The following is a 16865-nucleotide window of genomic DNA, read 5'->3' on the forward strand; positions in this document are numbered from 1 at the left end:
GCCCGACCGGTACCCGCGCGTGGACCTCAGTCCTTCTTCTTGCCCTTGTCCTTCTTCGGCTTGTCGGCGCCGTTGCCGTTGCCGTTGCCGTTGCCGCCCTCGTCCTCGTCGGGCTCGTCCTCCTCGGCCGGAGCGGGAGCCGGGGCCGGCGGGGCGACGGCGTGCGTGACGGTCACCGTGTCGCCCGGCTGCAGGGTGCTGAGCGGGTCGACGGCGATGACCTGGCCGTCGGGGACGTCCGCGGTCTGCAGCGGCCGCAGCTGCACGGTGAGCCCGAGCTCGGTCAGCTCGGCCCGGACGTCGGACACCGGCCGGCCGACGTGGTCGGCGGAGGCGACCTCGACCCCTGCCGGCGGAGACGGCGACGGGGTCGGCTCCGTCGCGGGGGAGGACGTCCCGCGCGTGGCGAGCAGCACCGCCCCGACCACGACCGCCAGCGTGAGCAGCGCGGCCAGCGGCACGAGCAGCCGTCGCGCCGGCCCGGGCCCGGCCCCGGACGGCAGCAGGCGGGTGGTCGGCGAGGGCCCGGCGACGGGGAGGACGCGGGTCCGGTCGCGCGCGGGAGGGTCGGGGTCCCGGCCGGCCAGCACCTCGTCCACGGCATGGAGGAACTCGGCGCCGTCGGGGAGGCGGACCGCGGGGTCCTTGGCCAGGGCCCGCTCGACCAGGCGGCGCAGGGCGGGCGGGACGTCGGGCGGCAGCGGCTCGGGCGCCGAGGAGATCTGCAGTGCGATGACCTGCGCCGGCGTCTCCCCGTCGAAGGCCCGCCGGCCGGTCAGGCACTCGTACGCCACCAGGCCGAGCGCGTAGACGTCGCTGGCGGGGCTCGCCTTCTCGCCCCGGGCCTGCTCGGGGGAGAGGTACTGCACCGTGCCCATCACCTCGCCGGTCTGCGTGACCGGCACGCTCGACGCCGACCACGCGATCCCGAAGTCGGTGATCTTGACGGTGCCCTCCGCGGTCACCAGGAGGTTGGCCGGCTTGACGTCCCGGTGGACCACCCCGGCGGCGTGGGCCGCGGCCAGTCCCGCCGCGGCCTGCCGGAGCACGCCGAGCGTCCGGTCCGCCCCGAGCAGGCCCTCCCGCTTCAGCAGCGCGGACAGCGGCTCGCCGTCGACGAGCTCCATGACGAGGAACGCCAGCCGCCCCCCGCCGGGCCCCTGCGACTCGCCGACGTCGTGCAGCGTCGCGATGGACGGCGCGGTCAGGCCGGCGGTCAGCCGGGCCTCCGCGCGGAAGCGGGCCAGGAAGGTGGGGTCGTCGGTGTACTCGCTGCGCAGCAGCTTCACGGCCACCGGTCGCTCCAGGACGACGTCCCGGGCGCGCCACACCTGGCCCATGCCGCCGGTCGCCAGGAGGGTCTCCAGGGCGTACCGGTTGCCGAGGACGCAACCTGACAGATCCAGGGTCGACTCCTTGCTCGTGGGACTCCCCGCCGCTCCACCCGTTATCGGCGGCCCGCGCCGCGAACCGGCACCCGGGGCGGCGTCAGACCGGGTCGACCAGGCGCAGCGGCGGGGAAGCGGACAGCCGCTTCTCCAGGGTCACCCGGTGCCGGCCGTCGGCGTCGTGCCGGAAGTCCAGCCGGTCGACCAGGGCCTGCATGAGCAGCAGGCCGCGGCCGCCGTCCAGGGGCGAGTCCCCCCGGTCCTCCGGCAGCGCGTCGGGGTCGAAGCCCGGCCCGTCGTCGAACACGCTGATCCGGCAGGTCGTGTCGTCGATGGCGACCTGCACCTCGTAGTCGGCGTGCTCCCCGGCGTGCCGGATGACGTTGGCGCACGCCTCGGTCAGCGCCAGCATGATCCCGTCGACCACCGGCCGCTCCACCCGCAGGTGCTCGAGTGCCTGCCGGCACAGCCCGCGGATGAACGGGACGCTGGTGCTGTCCACCGGGAGGCGGACGGTGAACGCGATGTCCACGCCTCGGGTCCCCCTTCCGTCACGGTGGCCACTACCCTGCGGGAGGCCAGTGGACCACGACGAGGGGACCATCCGTTGCTGTTCGAGATCGAGCGGACGACGGTGCTCGGGCGACCCGCGCTGAGAGTCCGCGGCGAGCTCGACATCGCGACCTCGCCGCAACTGTCCGAGGCCGTCGACGCGGTGCTGGCCATCGAGCCCCGCTCCATGGTGGTCGACCTGACCGACACCAGCTTCCTGGACTCCTCCGGCGCCCGGCAGCTGGCGTGGAGCGCCCGGCGGGCCACCCGCAGCGGCGTGCGGCTGCAGGTCGTCTGCCCCCGCGTCAACCGGCCGGTCCGGCTGGTCATCGACCTGCTGGAACTCGAGGCGCTGGTGCCGATCGTCGAGGCGCCCAGCCTCACCGAGGGGGAGGCCAGCCCGTAGCGTCCCGGCGGTGAGCACGCCGTCCCCTCGGGTCAGCGACGAGGCGCTCGCCCGCTGCGCCGACGAGCCGATCGCGATCCCCGGCGCCGTCCAGCCGCACGGCGTCCTGCTGGCCGTCACCGAACCCGACCTCGCGGTCGTCGTCGCCTCAGCCAACGCCGCCGCGGTGCTGGGCGGCGAGCCGGCGTCCCTGGTCGACGTGCTCGCACCCGCCGACCTGGCCCGCCTGCGCGCCGGTCTCGCCGGGAACCTCGCCGAGCTGAACCCGCTGCGGGTGACCGTCGCCGGCGCCGAGGTCGACCTCGTCGCCTCCCGCGCGGACGGGCTGCTGCTCACCGAGTGGGAGCCGCTGACCGGCGCGGAACAGGCCGGCGCGGACTGGCACCGGCGGCTGCCCTCGGTGCTGCAGCGGCTCGCGGCCGCGGCCACCCCGGACGAGCTCACCGCGACCCTCGCCCGCGACGTCCGGCAGCTCACCGGGTTCGACCGCGTGATGGTCTACCGCTTCGACGCCGAGTGGAACGGCGAGGTGGTCGCCGAGGACCGCCGGGCCGACCTCGAGCCGTTCCTCGACCTGCGCTACCCCGCCAGCGACATCCCCGCACAGGCCCGCGCGCTCTACACGACCAACTGGCTGCGGCTGATCCCCGACGCCACCTACCGCCCGGTGCCGCTGCGGCCGGGGACCAACCCGCTCACCGGCCGGCCGCTGGACCTCTCCGGGGCGGTGCTGCGCAGCGTCTCCCCGGTGCACCTGGAGTACCTGGCCAACATGGGTGTGGTCTCCTCGATGTCGGTGTCGCTGATCGACCGCGGCCGGCTGTGGGGCCTGCTCTCCTGCCACCACTACGCCGGCCCGCGCCGGCCCTCCTACGCCGACCGGGTGGCCGCCGAGTTCCTCGGCCGCACCGCGTCCCTGCTGCTGCACACCACCGTCGGCACCGCCGAGCAGGGGGACGTCGTCGGCGTCGCGCAGCGGCAGGCGCGCCTGGTGGCCGCGCTCGGCCGCACCCCGCGCACGCCGGTGCCGGCGCTCACCGAGGGCGATCCGACGCTGCTGGACCTGCTGCCCGCCGGCGGCGCGGCGGTGCGCCTCGGCGGCCGGTTGCACCTGCTCGGCAGCACCCCGCCGGCCGACCGGGTGCCAGGGCTCGTCGCGGGCCTGCTGGCCACCGGCCGTCCGGCGACCGACGTCCTGGGCCGGGTGGTCCCCGGCGCGGCCGACGTCGTGGACACCGCCAGCGGACTGCTCGCCGTGGAGGTCGGCAGCGGCCGCGGGGACTTCCTCGCCTGGTTCCGGCCCGAGACGCTGCGCGAGGTCACCTGGGGCGGCAACCCGCACACCCCGAAGACCGTCGAGACCGACGCGGGCCCGCGGCTGTCCCCGCGCCGCTCGTTCGCCGCGTGGCGCGAGACCGTGCGCGGCACGGCCGCACCCTGGCGGGAGCACGAGGTCGCCGCGGCGCAGGCGCTGGCCGCCCACCTGGCCGAGTCCGCGCTGCAGCAGGCCGGTGAGGACAACCGGCTCGCCGCCGTGCTGCAGCGCACCCTGCTGCTCGAGGAGCTGCCCAAGGTGCCCGGCGTGGCGCTGGCCGCCCGTTACCGGCCCAGCGCCGCCGACGTCGTGGGCGGTGACTGGTACGACCTGGTCCCGCTGCCCAGCGGCCGGGTGTCGGTCGTGCTCGGCGACGTCGCCGGGCACGGGCTGGCCGCCGCGGCGATCACCGCCCAGCTGCGGCACGCCCTCCGCGCGCACCTGCTCCGCGACCTCGGCCCGGCCGCGGCCCTGCGGGGGCTCAACGAGCTGATCGACGCGCTGCTGCCCGGGGAGCTGGCCACCGCCGTCGTCGCGGAGCTGGACCCGGCCACCGGCGCGGTCGCGCTCGCCAACGCCGGTCACCTGCCGGTGCTGCACGCCACCGCCGGCGGGGCCGCGCTGATGACCGGGGGACACGGGCCCGCGCTCGGGCTGCTCGACGACGCCGACTACCCCGAGACCCGGCTGCAGCTGGCCGGGAACGACCGCCTGCTGCTGTTCAGCGACGGCCTGGTCGAACGCCGCGACGTCCCGCTCGAGGAGCGGCTGGACGCGCTGCGCGCCGCCGTCGCCGCGGGCCGCGACCCGGAGACGCTGCTGGACGACGTCCTCGCCACGCTCGACCCGCCGGACACCGACGACGTCACCCTGGTCGGCCTGGGCCGCACCTGAGGGCGCGCCCGGCCGAGGCGCGGGCCTACTCGGCCCGGTCCTCCGCGTGCCGGCGGGGACCGACCGGCGGCTGTCGGCGGGCCATGCCGTCCAGCCGCTGGGTCAGGTCGGCCGGGGCGTCCTCCTCGGTCGCCGCGTGCCGTCCGAGGGTGGGCATCGTGAACTCTGCGGTCTCGTCCAGCAGGTGTCGGGCCACGTTGATGTCCTTCCGCGCGTGATCGCCTCCGAGCCTATGAGGCGGGCCCGGTGCGCCCGGGGTCGATGGAGCGGGTGTGACGCCTGGGGCAGCCGGAGCCTGGACGGACTGTAATCGGAAGGCTGCGCAGCGCGCTGGCCGAGCCGCCCGGCTGGTCCCGCGCGAGCTCGTGCTCTGCATGCACGGGGCACGCAGAGCACGAGCACCCGGGGAGCGAGGGTCGGAGGCGGCGGTGCGGCTCAGTCCGGACGGCGGCGGCGCCGGCGGGGCAGCTCCTCCCCGGCGCCGCGGCTGCGGGCGAAGGACTCGGCGAGGTCGGCGGGCCAGCCGTCGTCGACCAGCAGGAGCGCGAGCCGGCGGGCGAGGATGCCGTCGACGTCCGGAGCCGGCAGCTCCGAGCCGAACACGACCTCGCGCAGCGCCCAGCCGTTCCCCGCGCCGGTGCCGGTGGCGACCGCGACGGCGAGCTTCTCGACCGCGGGGACGTCCATCCGGAGCGCGGCCCAGCGCAGCACCGGTGGCAGCCCCGACCGCGGCACGACGCCCTCCAGCCGGGCCAGCCAGCCGACATCGGCGACGAGCAGGTGCCCCAGCAGCGTCCGGTGCCACTCCTCCCACGGGACGCCGGTCCGTGCCCACTGCGCGACCAACGCGTCGCCGACCACCCGCCGGCGGGTCGCCAGCAGCGCCAGCTCCCAGGTGTCGTCGGTGAGCTCGAGCAGCGGCAGCCGGACGCCGAGGCTGAGCGCCTGCTCGACCAGGAGGCCGGCCGCGCGGTCGAGCGAGGCGATCCGCCGTCCGCGGGCGACCTCGTCGGCCAGCGCGGTGCACAGGTCGCCCTGGGTGAGCCCGGCGATCTCGACCGCCCGCTCGGCGGGCCCCTCGGCGCCGTCGAACACCTCGTCGAGCAGCGCGGTCAGCACCCCGCCGCGCACCCGCTCTGCGGCGGCCGCGGAACGCCCGATCGACGCGCGCAGCGCCGCCTCCACCGTCCGGTCGTCCGCGGCGACCTGCAGCGCGGCGGCGGCGTTGCGGCCCCGGGCCAGCCAGCTCGGACCGGCCCCGGACCCGAGCACGCAAGCCACCTGCGCCGCGGTCAGCTCATCGGCGTCCTGCTCGGCCCACGCGTCGGCGAACAGCCAGGCGTCCAGCCGGCGCAGGTCACCGATCGAGTCCGGCGGCAGCTCGCCCTTGCTCGCGGCCTCGAGCAGCGTCCGGGCCCGCTCGGTGTCGGCCGCGCGCGCGGCCGACCGCGGTGCGGCGTCCACAAGCTCCACGCTCACCGGCGCGGTGTCGCCGTCCTCCGCCCGCGGACCGGCCACCAGGGAGACCGGCGCCGCCAGCGCCCGCGGCAGCACGTCGAAGACCACGTCGGCGACCTCCCGGCCCGACGGCGTCCGGCGCGGGAGCGGGCACGTCCCCCGCCCGTCGGCGAGCGCGGCCAGCAGCCGGGCCAGGGCGGGGGTGAGGGCGTCCACGTCCTCGGGGGTCAGCACCGGGACGGTGCGGTCGGCGGGCGGCACCCGCAGCGGGGGCAGGTCGGCCGTCGGCGTCGCGTCCTCGGGCAGCGCGTCGAGGAACCGCCCGGTCCGGCGCAGCGCCAGCAGCTCGCGGACCCCCAGCCGGTCGCCGTCGCCCCACAGCAGGTGGACGAGGTAGTTGCCGGGGCGGCCGAAGGCGTCGGCGCTCGCCGCCACCGTGCGGTGGAGCAGCCGGCCGCCGGCGCGGTGGACCAGCCCGAAGGTCTCGCCGGCGTCCGGGCGGAAGCCGACCAGCGCGCCCAGCGCCTTGCGGGTGCGGCCCACCTCGGCCGGCCAGTCCGCCGAGTGCGCGAAGACGCCGAAGCCCGGCCCCTCCAGGGTCCGCGGGGCCGAGGTGTAGACCGCCTGCGCGCAGGTCCGGCCGCTCATCCGAACCACTCGCGCATCGGCGCCGAGCCGGCCTCCTCCGGGTCCAGACCCTCCGCGGAGAGGAAGCCGTGGCGGGCCAGGAGCACCAGCAGCGGCTCCAGGCAGCCGACCGGGGTGATCTCCGGGTAGCCGCCGTCCTTCGCGTCGGCGCCGGTGGCCGACACCGCGTGCACGGTCGGCCGGGGCAGCCGGTTGAGCACCGCGGTGAGCAGGTTGGAGCCGCCGCTGACCTCGAGGAAGTCGACCAGCCGGGAGCTGGTGTCGCGCACGCCCCCGAACCAGTGCGCCAGCGGCATCGCGGCCAGGTCGGTGTCGCGCAGGCTGTCGGTCGGGAAGTCTGGGACGCCGCGCAGCTTGTCGGCCTTGGTGAGCACCACGGCCGCCGAGACGCCGGCCAGCGGGCTGTCGGGGTGCAGGTTGCGGGCGCTGCGCAGCAGGTTGGCCAGGTTGACCACCATCTGGGTGTGCCGGGCCAGGCCCATCGACTCCTCGCCGGGGTCGGCGAGGTGCCGCAGCCGCGGGAAGACGCCGGGGGAGAGGAGCACCAGCACCGAGGTCGCCGCGTAGAGGAACTTGCCGTACTGGCCCATGTCCTCGGCCCGGTAGAGCTGCTCGCCCGAGGCGTCGAAGAAGACGAGGTTGACCGCCCGCTCGCCGCCGCCCCGGCCGGTGCCGCGCAGCACCAGCATGAACGGCTCCGGCGAGCTGCCCTCGCCGAGCAGCGGCAGGGTCAGCGGCAGCTGCCGGCGCTGCACCATCAGCCGGTAGCGGTAGTCGTCGAAGCGGAGGGCGCTCTCCTCGTCCATCTCCACCGAGACGCCGAGCGGGGCCAGCGCCCCCTCGTGCAGCAGGTCGATGAGCACCGTGAGGTAGGTGCTCTTCGACGCGCCGGTCAGTCCGACCAGGCCGACGACGATCGTCGGCCGGTCCAGGTAGTCCGGCGGCAGGCGGTGCCCCCGCGGGCAGGTGGGGCTCACGTTGGCCGCGGCGGCGCCGGCGGCGTCCCGGGGCGTGGGCGGCGGCGCCTGCTCCCCGAGCAGCGGGTCGAGGAGCCGCTGCCAGCGGGTGCGGCGCTCGACCGGCGGGCGGTGCGCGACGCCGGCGGCGTCCCGCCACACGAGGGTGGACAGGGGTTCGAGGCAGCGGGGGCAGACGCGGCGCTTCATCAGCGGACGAAGATCGCGAAGAAGACGATCGTGACCGCGCAGAACACCGCCAGCAGCAGCCGCTGCCGCTCACGGTAGCGGTGCCGCCGCTCGTCGAGGCGCTGCTGGGCGAGGGCCCGCTCGTACATCCCGGACACGGTCGGAGGACCTCCTAGAAGACCAGGTGGTAGAGGACGGCGAGCACCAGCCCCGCGACGATCCCGAGCACCGCGACCACCACGGCGGCCGCCGCGAACCCGGTCCAGGTGTCGGCCACGGCACGCTCCAGCCGGGCCAGCTCGTACCGGGCCGCCTCGACGACCGCGCCCACCGACTGCAGGTCGCGGATCGTCGTCCGGGGGTCGGGGATCTGCGAGGTCTCGCCCAGCCACCGGGTGTGCTGCTCGACCTGCTTGGCCAGCCGCGCCACCGACGGCCGCTTCTCCGGCGCGAACTTCAGCGCAGCGGAGACGCTGTCGAGCAGGTTGGGCGGCACGGCGGTCAGGTTGAGCCGGCCCGCGCGCAGAGCCAGGAAGTAGTCGGAGTCGGGCAGGGTGTCGTCGGGGTCCACCGGGTGGACGGCGCCGGCCGCGTAGGCGATCACCATGCCCCAGCTGTAGACGTCGCTGGCCTCCGTGAGGACCGCGCCCTGCAGCTGCTCAGGGCTGGCGAACAGCTTGGTGCCCAGCGCGGCGATGCCGGTCGTCGAGGTGCCCGACGGCGGCTCCGGGCCGATGTAGCGGCTGATGCCGAAGTCGACCAGCCAGACGTCGGCCCCCGAGATGATGATGTTGCCCGGCTTGACGTCCCGGTGGACGACGCCGGCGGCGTGCACGTCCCGCAGCGCGCGGAGCAGGCCGATCGCGATCCGGCGCAGCTCCTCGGCGTTGAGCCCGGCCGCCCGGCGGGCCAGGAACTCGTCCAGCGGCGTCCCGGTCACGTACTCCTGCACGTAGTACGGCGCGTCGGCGGTGAGGTCCTGGTCGACGATCCGCGCCACCCGCGAGCTCTTCACCCGCGCGGCGTTCTCCACCTCGCGGGCCAGCCGCTTGCGGGCGAGCTCGGGCGCGCCCTCGGGCAGCCGCTTGATGACGACCAGCGGGCTGGACGGCCCGGTCGACCCGACGAAGACGTCCGCCCCCTGGCCACCGCGGGGCAGCCGGCACAGCAGCTCGTAGGGCCCGATGCGGTGCGGGTCGCCGGGCTCGAGCAGGTCGACCTGACGGGTCCCGGCGAGGTCGGCGACGGCTCCGGTGGGGTCGAGTGCCTCGTCCACGTGCGGGGCCTCCCTGTCGTCGGCAGGTGGGACCCGACCGTAGATCGCGAACCTGTGAACATCCATGGAGTCCGGCCCCCGCGCGCACGGGACCGGCGGGCGCGGGTACAACCGGAGTCGTTGCGTTCGCGAACGATCTTGGGGTGTGTGCATGAGCGGTGTCGGCACCGGCGTCCGGCCGGACGCTGCCCCGAGCTCGCACCGGGCGCCGCGGCGGGGCCCCTCGCCGTCGGTCGTCCTCGGGTCGGCCGCGGCCGGTCTGGCGGTCCTGCTCGTGCTGCTGGTCGTCGTCGTCGCGCGGAACGGCGGCGGGCCCGGGACGCAGCCGGCCCCGACGACGGAGGCGAGTCCGACGCCCGAGAACACCGCCGACCTCACCGACCCGGCCAAGCGGGACGTCGCCATGCAGCTGGTCTCCAGCGCGGAGAACTCGACGCTGGACTGGCGCGGTCAGTACGGCTACATCGAGTGGGACGTCGAGGGCGTCGCCGAGGAGAACCGCGGCTACACCGCCGGCCTGGTCGGCTTCTGCAGCGGCTGCGGCGACATGACCCGGCTCGTCGAGTACTACACGTCGATCGCGCCGGGCAACCGGCTCGAGCAGTACCTGCCCGCCCTGCGCGAGCAGGAGGAACTGGGCATGGGCGACGTGACCCAGGAGGGCCTCGGGCAGGACTTCGTCGCCGACTGGGAGGCCGCCGCGCGCGACCCGCGGTTCCAGGCCGCGCAGGACCACGTCGTCGCCCAGGTCTACTTCGACCCCGCCGTGCAGCAGGGGATCGCCGACGGCGTGCACGCGCTCGGCCAGTTCGCCTACTTCGACGCGCTGGTGGTGCACGGGCCGGGCGACGACGCGCTCAGCTTCGGCGGCATCCGGGCGGCCGCGCTGGCCGTCGCCAGCCCGCCGTCCCACGGCGGCGACGAGACCGAGTGGCTCGAGGCGTTCCTGGACGCGCGGGTCGAGGCGATGCAGGCCGAGCGCGCCCACCGCGACACCAGCCGGGTGGACGACGCGCAGCGGGTCTTCCTCGAGGAGGGCAACCTGCACCTCGACCCGCCGCTGCGCTGGTCGACCTACGGCGACGACTACCGGATCCCCTGAGCCCGGGCAGAACCGCGGGGAACCGGAACAAGCCGTCCGGAACCAGGACGTGGCTCCCGGGCGCCGACGGGTAACGACACCCCATCCGTCGACGGGTAGCCACACCCCGTCCCGAGGGCGCCCTGGCTCGCATCGCGCGGTCAGGCCCCCTCGACCACGACCCTGGGCTCGGAAGGCAGTCGATGGAAGCGAGTGAGCGGGTCACCTGGGAGGACTGCCCGGTCTGTCAGCGGGTGGCGGCGGTCGGCTGGGTGAACGGCCGGCCGGTCGAGTTCGACTGTCCCGGCGGCTGCCGCCTCAGCGCGGAGCAGGTCGGGGTCTTCGCCGCCCGGCGCGGTCGGTCCCCGGCGGCCTGGTTGACACGTCGGTAGGCCCCGCTCCGCGCCGGCCGGCGACCCCCTCGCCCGACGGGCTCAGGCGGCGGTGAGCAGCCCCGACTCCTGGCGGGTCAGCCGCCCGGCGTCGAGCACGCGGGCCAGCGCCGCCGCCAGCAGCGGGGTGAGGGACGGCGTCCGGCGGCGGTAGCCGAACACCTCCGCCGCCCGCAGGAACAGCTCGTCCTCGGTCATCCCGGCGCTGGCGCGGCACAGCGCGACCATCGCGTTGCCCACCTCCTCCGGGGCGACGTGCTCCAGCGGCCGGTCGGCGCTGGCGGCCTGCCGGCGGAAACCCGACCAGGTCGCGCGGTCGGTCGCCTCGGGCCAGACGAACTCGCCGTCGAGGACGCCGGCCGGCAGCAGCGCCAGCAGCGCGTCGCGACGGGCCTCGCTCACCCGGGACAGCCCGAACGCGCTCGCGGTCAGGCGGGCCAGCCGGTCGCGGTGCACCGGCCCCTCGACCCGGGTGCCGGCGGCCAGCACCCGCTTCACCGTGCGGGCCACGCGGGCGTCGGACAGCTGGTCGAGCACCTTGCGCTCCCCGGCGGTCTTGGGCACCCAGGGCACGAACGGCCCCTCGCCGTCCAGCGTCGTCTCGGCCGGGACCTTCTTCAGCGTCCGCCGGGCGGGCCGGGCCGGCGCCGCCTCGGGGGCCGGCGCGGCGGCGGGCGCCGGCTCGGCGACGGCCTCGGCGACCGGGGCCTCGAGCACCGCGGGCGGGGCCGACCGCAGCGGAGCGACCGCCTTGACCTCCGGCGCCGCCGGTCCGGCGCCCGGCTCCTCCGGGGCCATCGTGGCCACAAAGGCCGACGCCCCCGCGGCCGAAGGGGCCACGAGGGCCGGCTCGTCGGTGGCCGAAGTGGCCACAAAGGCCGGAGCGGGGGCCTCGGGCACCGGGACGGCGGCGACGGCGGCGGCCAGGCGGTCGAGCACCGCCTCGCGGTCGCGCAGCCAGGTCGGCAGCCACACCCGCTCGACGGCGGGCCAGCGCAGCATCCCGGCCAGCACCTCCACCGGCAGGCCGTCCCGGTCGCCGACCGTGCGCCGGCGGGCCCAGGCCGGCCCGTCGAGCAGCACGGCCATCACCGGGGTGTCGGGGGCGTCGGCGCGGGCGACCGAGAGGTCGACGCGGAACTCCGACAGGCCGACGTCGGTGCGGACCACGAGCCCCCGGTCGCGCAGCGCGGCGGCGATCTCCTCGCGGTGCCGGTCGGGGACGGCCACCGGGCGGGCGTCCCTCGGCAGCGCGTCGGTGCCGAGCGCGGCCAGGTCGAGGTAGGCGCGCAGGTGCTTCACGCCGACCGACGAGGTCTGCTCGGCGCGCAGCTGCGACGGGTCGAACGAGGTGAAGACGACGACCTGCCGGCGGGCGCGGGTGACCGCGACGTTGAGCCGCCGCTCGCCCCCGACCCGGTTGAGCGGGCCGAAGTTCAGCGGCAGGAAGCCGCGGTCGTTGACGCTGAACCCGGTGGAGAAGAGCACCACGTCGCGCTCGTCACCCTGCACGTTCTCCAGGTTCTTGACGAACAGCCCCTCGCCGTCGGTGCGGTCCAGCGCCTCGACCAGCCGCTCGTCACCGGCGTCGCGCAGCAGGCCCTCGATGTAGGCCCGCTGCTGCGCGTTGAACGTCACGACGCCGATCGACGGCAGCAGGTCCGGCGAGGCGTCGAACCGGCGGCGGATCTCCGCGACGACCGCCTTGGCCTCCATCGGGTTGGTGCGCAGCAGCCGTCCGGCACCCGAGCGGTGGAAGGTGCCGTTGACCCGCACCAGCGAGATGCCCCGCCCGTCGGGGTCCGCCGACGGCCGGCCGTGGGTCGGCGCGGGGAACGACGAGAGCCGGTTCTCGTAGTAGTTCGCGTTGCTGAACGCGATGAGCGACTCGTCCTGGCTGCGGTAGTGCCAGGACAGCCACTGCCGCGGCACCCGCGCCTGGACGCACTCGGAGAGGATCGACTCCTCGTCCTCGACCGCGGTGCCCAGCAGCTCGATCGCGTCGTCCTCGGCCGAACCCGAGGAGGGCTCCATGAACGACGTCGGCGGCATCTGCTTGCTGTCACCGACGACGACCGCGGCCTTCGCCCGGCCCAGCGCGCCGACGGCGTCGGCCACCCGGATCTGCGAGGCCTCGTCGAAGACCACCAGGTCGAACAGGCCGGCCTCGGCGGGGAAGAACCGCGCCACCGAGTCGGGGCTGACCAGCACGCAGGGCATGACCGCGGTGACCAGCTCGCCGTACTGCGCCAGCAGCCCGCGCACGCCCAGCCGGCTGCGGGACTTCGCCAGCTCGCGCTGCAGCGCGCCGACCTGCCCGTTGCCGCTGGCCGCGTCGAACGGCCGGGCGTCGAGCACCTTGCCGGGCAGCGCGGTGCGCAGGTGCGCGCGCACCGCCCGCGAGGCGGCGGTGAACCGGGCGATCGCCTTCTCGTGGACGTCGGCGTCGAAGCCGTCCAGGCCGGAGGCGCCGCGGCGCTCGATCACGGAGGCCTGCGCCAGCCCGTGCTCGAACGCGCGGACGGCGTCGTCGGCGAGCAGCTCCCCGCTGACCAGCAGCGCCCGCGCCTCGGGCAGGCCGGCGGCGCGCAGCGGCTCGAGGGTGTCGATGAAGTCCGCCCAGCGGCGCAGCGACATCAGCCCGGTGTGCTCCACCCCGCGCTCGGGGCGGGTCATCTGCCAGCGCAGCACCAGCCCGTCGTCGCCCGCCCAGTCGGCCAGCCGCCGCTCGTCGCTGCGGACCACCCGGAGCAGCGCCCGGGTGGCGTCGCGCAGCCGGGCGATCGCGGCGGCCGCGGCGGCGTCCGGGCCGGGGCCCTGGACGACGTAGCGGCGCAGCGCGACGGCGAACTCGCTGGCGCTGTCGGTGGCGGCGCCGGCCTTCTCCAGCCACTCCACCTGCCCGACCAGCAGCTCCGGGTCCGCCAGCGGGTTCCAGCCGGGCGGCACCGCCAGGCCGGGGATCACCGAGGCGCGGGCGGCGATGCCGGCGGCGGCGGTCTGCACCCGCCACAGCGCGGCGGTGAGCTCCGGGACGTCCTTGGGCTTGACCTTCACGCCGGGCCGCAGCGCGGGGGCCAGCTGGTCGCGGACGGCGCGCAGCCCCCTGCGGCGGGCCAGCCAGCGGCCGGCCTGCGCGGTCTGGGCGGCGACGTACAGGTCGGCCAGCGGCAGCTCCAGCGCCGCCGGGGTGGCCAGCTCCATGCCCGGGTGGACGGCGGTGGTGAACGCGGCGACCTCGCTGAGCACCGACGTGGTCGCCACGGTCCACCGCTCGGTCGGCACCTCGTCGAGGACGTCGAGGGTCGTCGCCGGCCCGGACAGCACGTGGGCGAGGGCGTGCAGGTCCGCCGGGGTCCGCACCTCGCGCAGCGCCCGCGCCAGGTGGGGCTCGGCCGGCAGCTCGCGGACGGCGGCGTCGACGGCGGCCGCGGCCTGCTGCGCGGCGAGCAGGTCGACCTCCGCCGTGTCGACGAACGCCCACGCGTGCCGCGGCGACGGGCGCACCAGGTCGGCGATGTCGGGCAGCAGCGCCAGCGCCCGGCGCACCGCGGTCATCGTCTCGGCCGACGCGGCGGCCACGAACGGGGCAGGCAGCGGCAGCGACGGGACCCCGTCGCGCACCGACAGCACCGCCGTCCGCGCCGAGTAGAACGACAGCCCGGCGGCGTTCTCGGCGTGCAGCCGGTCGGCGTAGCGGGCCAGGGTGCGCCGGGCCGAGCGGAGGTCCTCGCCGTCGGCGGCCAGGCCCTGCTCGTCCACGGCGACCGCGTGGTCGAGCGCGGCCTGGATCTGCGCCCGCACCACCGAGGCCTTGCTGCCCTTGTCGTGCAGGTCCAGCGCGAACGGGCCCATGCCCACGGCGTCCAGCCGGCGGGCGACGACGTCCAGCGCCGCCCGCTTCTCGGCGACGAACAGCACCCGCTTGCCGTCGGCGACCGCCCGGGTGAGCAGGTTGGTGATCGTCTGCGACTTGCCGGTGCCGGGCGGGCCCTCGAGCACGAACGTGCGGCCGGCGGCGGCCTCGGCGACCGCGCGCAGCTGCGAGGCGTCGGCCGGGACGGGGCACTGCGCGGCGAGCTCGTCGAGGTCGACCCGCGCCGCGGTGTCCGGCACCGGGTCGGTGAACGGCTCGGTCGGCTGGTGCACGAGGTGGTGCACCAGCGGGTTGGCGGCGAAGTCGGCCCAGTGCTCGTCGAGGTCCTTCCACAGCCGGTACTTGGCGAACTGGAGGACCGCGAGGTCGGCGGTCGGCTCGACGCGGTGGGGCAGGGCGGCGTCGGCCAGGGCCTGGCGCATCGCCTGCAGTGCGCGGTCGAGGTCGATGCCGGCGCCGTCCTCGGCCGGCTCGGTCAGCCCCGGGACGGTCAGCCCGTGCACCTGCCGCAGCTTCTCCAGCAGGCAGTAGTTGGGCGTGCTGGTGCCGGTGTCGTCGAGGGTGAGCTTGTAGACGCCGTTGCGGCTGGTCGGCGTGAGCGTGACCGGGACCAGCACCAGCGGCGAGCGCAGCGGCCGCCCGTCGAGCTCCCAGGCCAGGCTGCCCAGCGCGAGGTACAGGTTGTTGGCGCCGGTCTCCTCGCGCACCGTCTTGGCCTTGTAGGCGAGGTTGCGCAGCCGGGGCAGGTAGCCGCCCTCGGTGACGTCGGCGTGCACGGCCTTGCGCTCGACGAGCAGCTCGGCGAGGTGGTCGGCGGGCAGCTCGGCGGCCGAGCGGATGCCGCGCTCGCGGTGGACGGCGGCGATCCGGTCGTTGGGCAGCAGCTGGACGGCGGTGCCGCCGTGCAGCAGGTTCTCCAGGGTCGCCAGTCCCGTGGCCGGGACGGCGAGCGGCAGGCCGGCGCGCTCGGTGTAGTTGATCAGCCGGTTGCGCAGCGAGAGGTCCAGCAGGCTGTTCTTCCACTGCTGCACCCGCGCTGGCGTCTCGCTGCGGCCCGGTGCGGCCGGGGCCGGCACCCGCTCGACCGGCCGGGCCGCGACACTGTGCACGGCCAGCCGGTACTCGAAGACCTGCACCGCGCCGTCCAGCCCGCGGGTGCGGGCCGGCAGCGGCACGATCCCGTCGCGCCGGGCGCGGTGGACGTCGGTGACACCGAGGACCCGGTCGAGGTCGCCGGCCAGCCACGCGTCGTAGGCGCTCCGGTGCAGGTCGGCATCGGTGGAGCCGCGGCTGGTGAGCAGCGTGGTCTCGACCAGCCGGATCAGGCCGAGGTCGACGAGGTTGACCAGCGGCGCGACGTCGGTGGTCGCGGCGCTCTCCGCGCTGCGCTCCTCCCGCCAGTAGCCGAGGAAGGCGTGCCCGTCGGCCAGCCACAGCAGCGGCCGGATGCCGGCCTGCTCCAGCGCGGCGGCGAGGGTGACCACGGTGTCCAGGCAGGTGCCGACCCGCCCGTCGAGGACGTCGCCCGGGGTGCGCACCTTCTGGCCGACGTCGGCCCAGCTGGCCGGCGGCTCGCTGTAGCGGATCTCGCGGCGGCGCATCGCCTCGGTGAGCGCGGCGACGATCTCGTCGACCCGCTCGGGACCGGACTGGTAGCCCTGCACCGAGCCGCTGCCGGTGCGCTCCTCGAGCAGCGCGCCGGCCTCGGCGATCAGCGTCGTGATCGTCGGGTGGTTGGGCAGGACGTGCGCGGCGAGCATCTCCAGCGCCAGCGGGACCGGCGCGGCCAGCCACTGGTTGGCGGCCAGCACCTGCACCGGGACGGCGGTGCCGCCGACGTCCTCGCCGTCGACGAGCAGGTCGATCTCGATGGAGCCGGGGCGCTGCTCCTCGATCTGCAGCATCGCGGCGGGGTCCATGACCAGGCCGACGTCGCTCAGCACCGTCGTCTGGCCGGCGTCGAGGTCGACGAGCACCTCCACGGCGCTGCCGATCGGGCCCTCCGCGTCGCGGACGCCCAGGCGCACCGTGGCCGCGCGCACGGGACCGCCGTGGTTGGTGAACGCCAGCCGCGAGACGACCGGCACCCGGTTGTGCGCCAGCGCGTAGCTCAGCACCGGGGTGGAGGTCGCCGAGATCGCCACGGCCGGCCGGGTGGTCGGTTCGGTGGGCCGGAGGTCCGTGGTGCTCATGGACTCCATGTCTACCGGCCAGGACGGACCGGTCCGGTCAGGCGGTCGAGGCGTCTGGGGCGGGTGTGACGGGTGCGGCCGGTCTGACCACGGATCACGTCCGGGACACCTCCGGAGGGTCACGACCGCCCCTCCGGACGCCGATCCGCGTGGGGCCTGCCGTCCCGTCCGCGGACCGGCGTTTCGGAACGGCGCCCGGCGGATCCGCTCGTACGGTCGGCCGGACGCAGCCGTACCAGGG

The 16865-nt window shown here is 76.1% G+C and carries 11 protein-coding genes; 3 read left to right on the plus strand and 8 right to left on the minus strand.

From position 1 onward, the window contains the following. Window positions 1-26: 26 nt before the first annotated feature. Both ACI782_RS07135 and ACI782_RS07140 read right to left on the minus strand, forming a co-directional pair. Window positions 27-1451 carry a protein kinase domain-containing protein gene (locus tag ACI782_RS07135; protein ID WP_456907784.1) on the minus strand — a complete coding sequence of 475 codons (1425 nt, stop codon included), beginning with the start codon at window positions 1449-1451 and terminating at the stop codon, window positions 27-29. Between the two features lie 37 nt (window positions 1452-1488). Beyond that, a complete protein-coding gene (locus ACI782_RS07140; RefSeq protein WP_456907542.1) occupies window positions 1489-1920 on the minus strand; it encodes an ATP-binding protein in 432 nt (143 codons plus the stop codon). A 75-nt stretch (window positions 1921-1995) separates the two neighbouring features. Here ACI782_RS07140 and ACI782_RS07145 point away from each other — a divergent pair, with 75 nt between their 5' ends. Both ACI782_RS07145 and ACI782_RS07150 read left to right on the plus strand, forming a co-directional pair. Next, complete coding sequence (locus ACI782_RS07145) at window positions 1996-2346, plus strand: STAS domain-containing protein (protein ID WP_456907544.1); 351 nt, start codon at window positions 1996-1998, stop codon at window positions 2344-2346. A 10-nt stretch (window positions 2347-2356) separates the two neighbouring features. Then, the gene (locus tag ACI782_RS07150) at window positions 2357-4555 is read left to right on the plus strand and encodes a SpoIIE family protein phosphatase (protein ID WP_456907546.1); all 2199 of its coding nucleotides are present in this window, start codon (window positions 2357-2359) and stop codon (window positions 4553-4555) included. 25 nt (window positions 4556-4580) lie between these two features. Here ACI782_RS07150 and ACI782_RS07155 read toward each other — a convergent pair whose 3' ends face one another. From ACI782_RS07155 to ACI782_RS07175, 5 genes are all read right to left on the minus strand, one after another. Beyond that, window positions 4581-4751 (minus strand): hypothetical protein, encoded by a 171-nt coding sequence (locus tag ACI782_RS07155; RefSeq protein WP_456907548.1) that lies wholly within the window; start codon window positions 4749-4751, stop codon window positions 4581-4583. 239 nt (window positions 4752-4990) lie between these two features. Beyond that, on the minus strand, window positions 4991-6661 hold the full coding sequence (locus ACI782_RS07160; RefSeq protein ID WP_456907550.1) for a GAP1-N2 domain-containing protein: 1671 nt from the start codon (window positions 6659-6661) through the stop codon (window positions 4991-4993). Next, window positions 6658-7827, minus strand: coding sequence for a TRAFAC clade GTPase domain-containing protein (locus ACI782_RS07165; protein WP_456907552.1), 1170 nt, complete (start codon window positions 7825-7827; stop codon window positions 6658-6660). The genes ACI782_RS07160 and ACI782_RS07165 overlap by 4 nt, the downstream gene beginning before the upstream one ends. Continuing rightward, window positions 7827-7955, minus strand: coding sequence for a hypothetical protein (locus tag ACI782_RS07170; protein ID WP_456907554.1), 129 nt, complete (start codon window positions 7953-7955; stop codon window positions 7827-7829). Before ACI782_RS07170 ends, ACI782_RS07165 begins: the two co-directional genes overlap by 1 nt. Window positions 7956-7978: 23 nt before the next feature. After that, window positions 7979-9082, minus strand: coding sequence for a serine/threonine-protein kinase (locus tag ACI782_RS07175; RefSeq protein WP_456907556.1), 1104 nt, complete (start codon window positions 9080-9082; stop codon window positions 7979-7981). Between the two features lie 151 nt (window positions 9083-9233). On the opposite strand from ACI782_RS07175, the gene ACI782_RS07180 reads away from it, so the two are divergent. Further along, on the plus strand, window positions 9234-10184 hold the full coding sequence (locus ACI782_RS07180) for a chitosanase (protein ID WP_456907558.1): 951 nt from the start codon (window positions 9234-9236) through the stop codon (window positions 10182-10184). Between the two features lie 413 nt (window positions 10185-10597). Here ACI782_RS07180 and ACI782_RS07185 read toward each other — a convergent pair whose 3' ends face one another. Further along, complete coding sequence (locus ACI782_RS07185) at window positions 10598-16624, minus strand: DUF4011 domain-containing protein (protein ID WP_456907560.1); 6027 nt, start codon at window positions 16622-16624, stop codon at window positions 10598-10600. Window positions 16625-16865 lie beyond the last annotated feature (241 nt).

It is taken from the genome of Geodermatophilus sp. SYSU D00703 (genome assembly GCF_054050155.1).

Excerpts from the sequence above, each read along its gene's own strand:
- ACI782_RS07165 (WP_456907552.1), bottom strand. The coding sequence starts at position 7,827 with ATGAAGCGCCGCGTCTGCCCCCGCTGCCTCGAACCCCTGTCCACCCTC.
- ACI782_RS07185 (WP_456907560.1), bottom strand. The coding sequence starts at position 16,624 with ATGAGCACCACGGACCTCCGGCCCACCGAACCGACCACCCGGCCGGCC.
- ACI782_RS07170 (WP_456907554.1), bottom strand. The coding sequence starts at position 7,955 with ATGTACGAGCGGGCCCTCGCCCAGCAGCGCCTCGACGAGCGGCGGCAC.
- ACI782_RS07180 (WP_456907558.1), top strand. The coding sequence starts at position 9,234 with ATGAGCGGTGTCGGCACCGGCGTCCGGCCGGACGCTGCCCCGAGCTCG.
- ACI782_RS07160 (WP_456907550.1), bottom strand. The coding sequence starts at position 6,661 with ATGAGCGGCCGGACCTGCGCGCAGGCGGTCTACACCTCGGCCCCGCGG.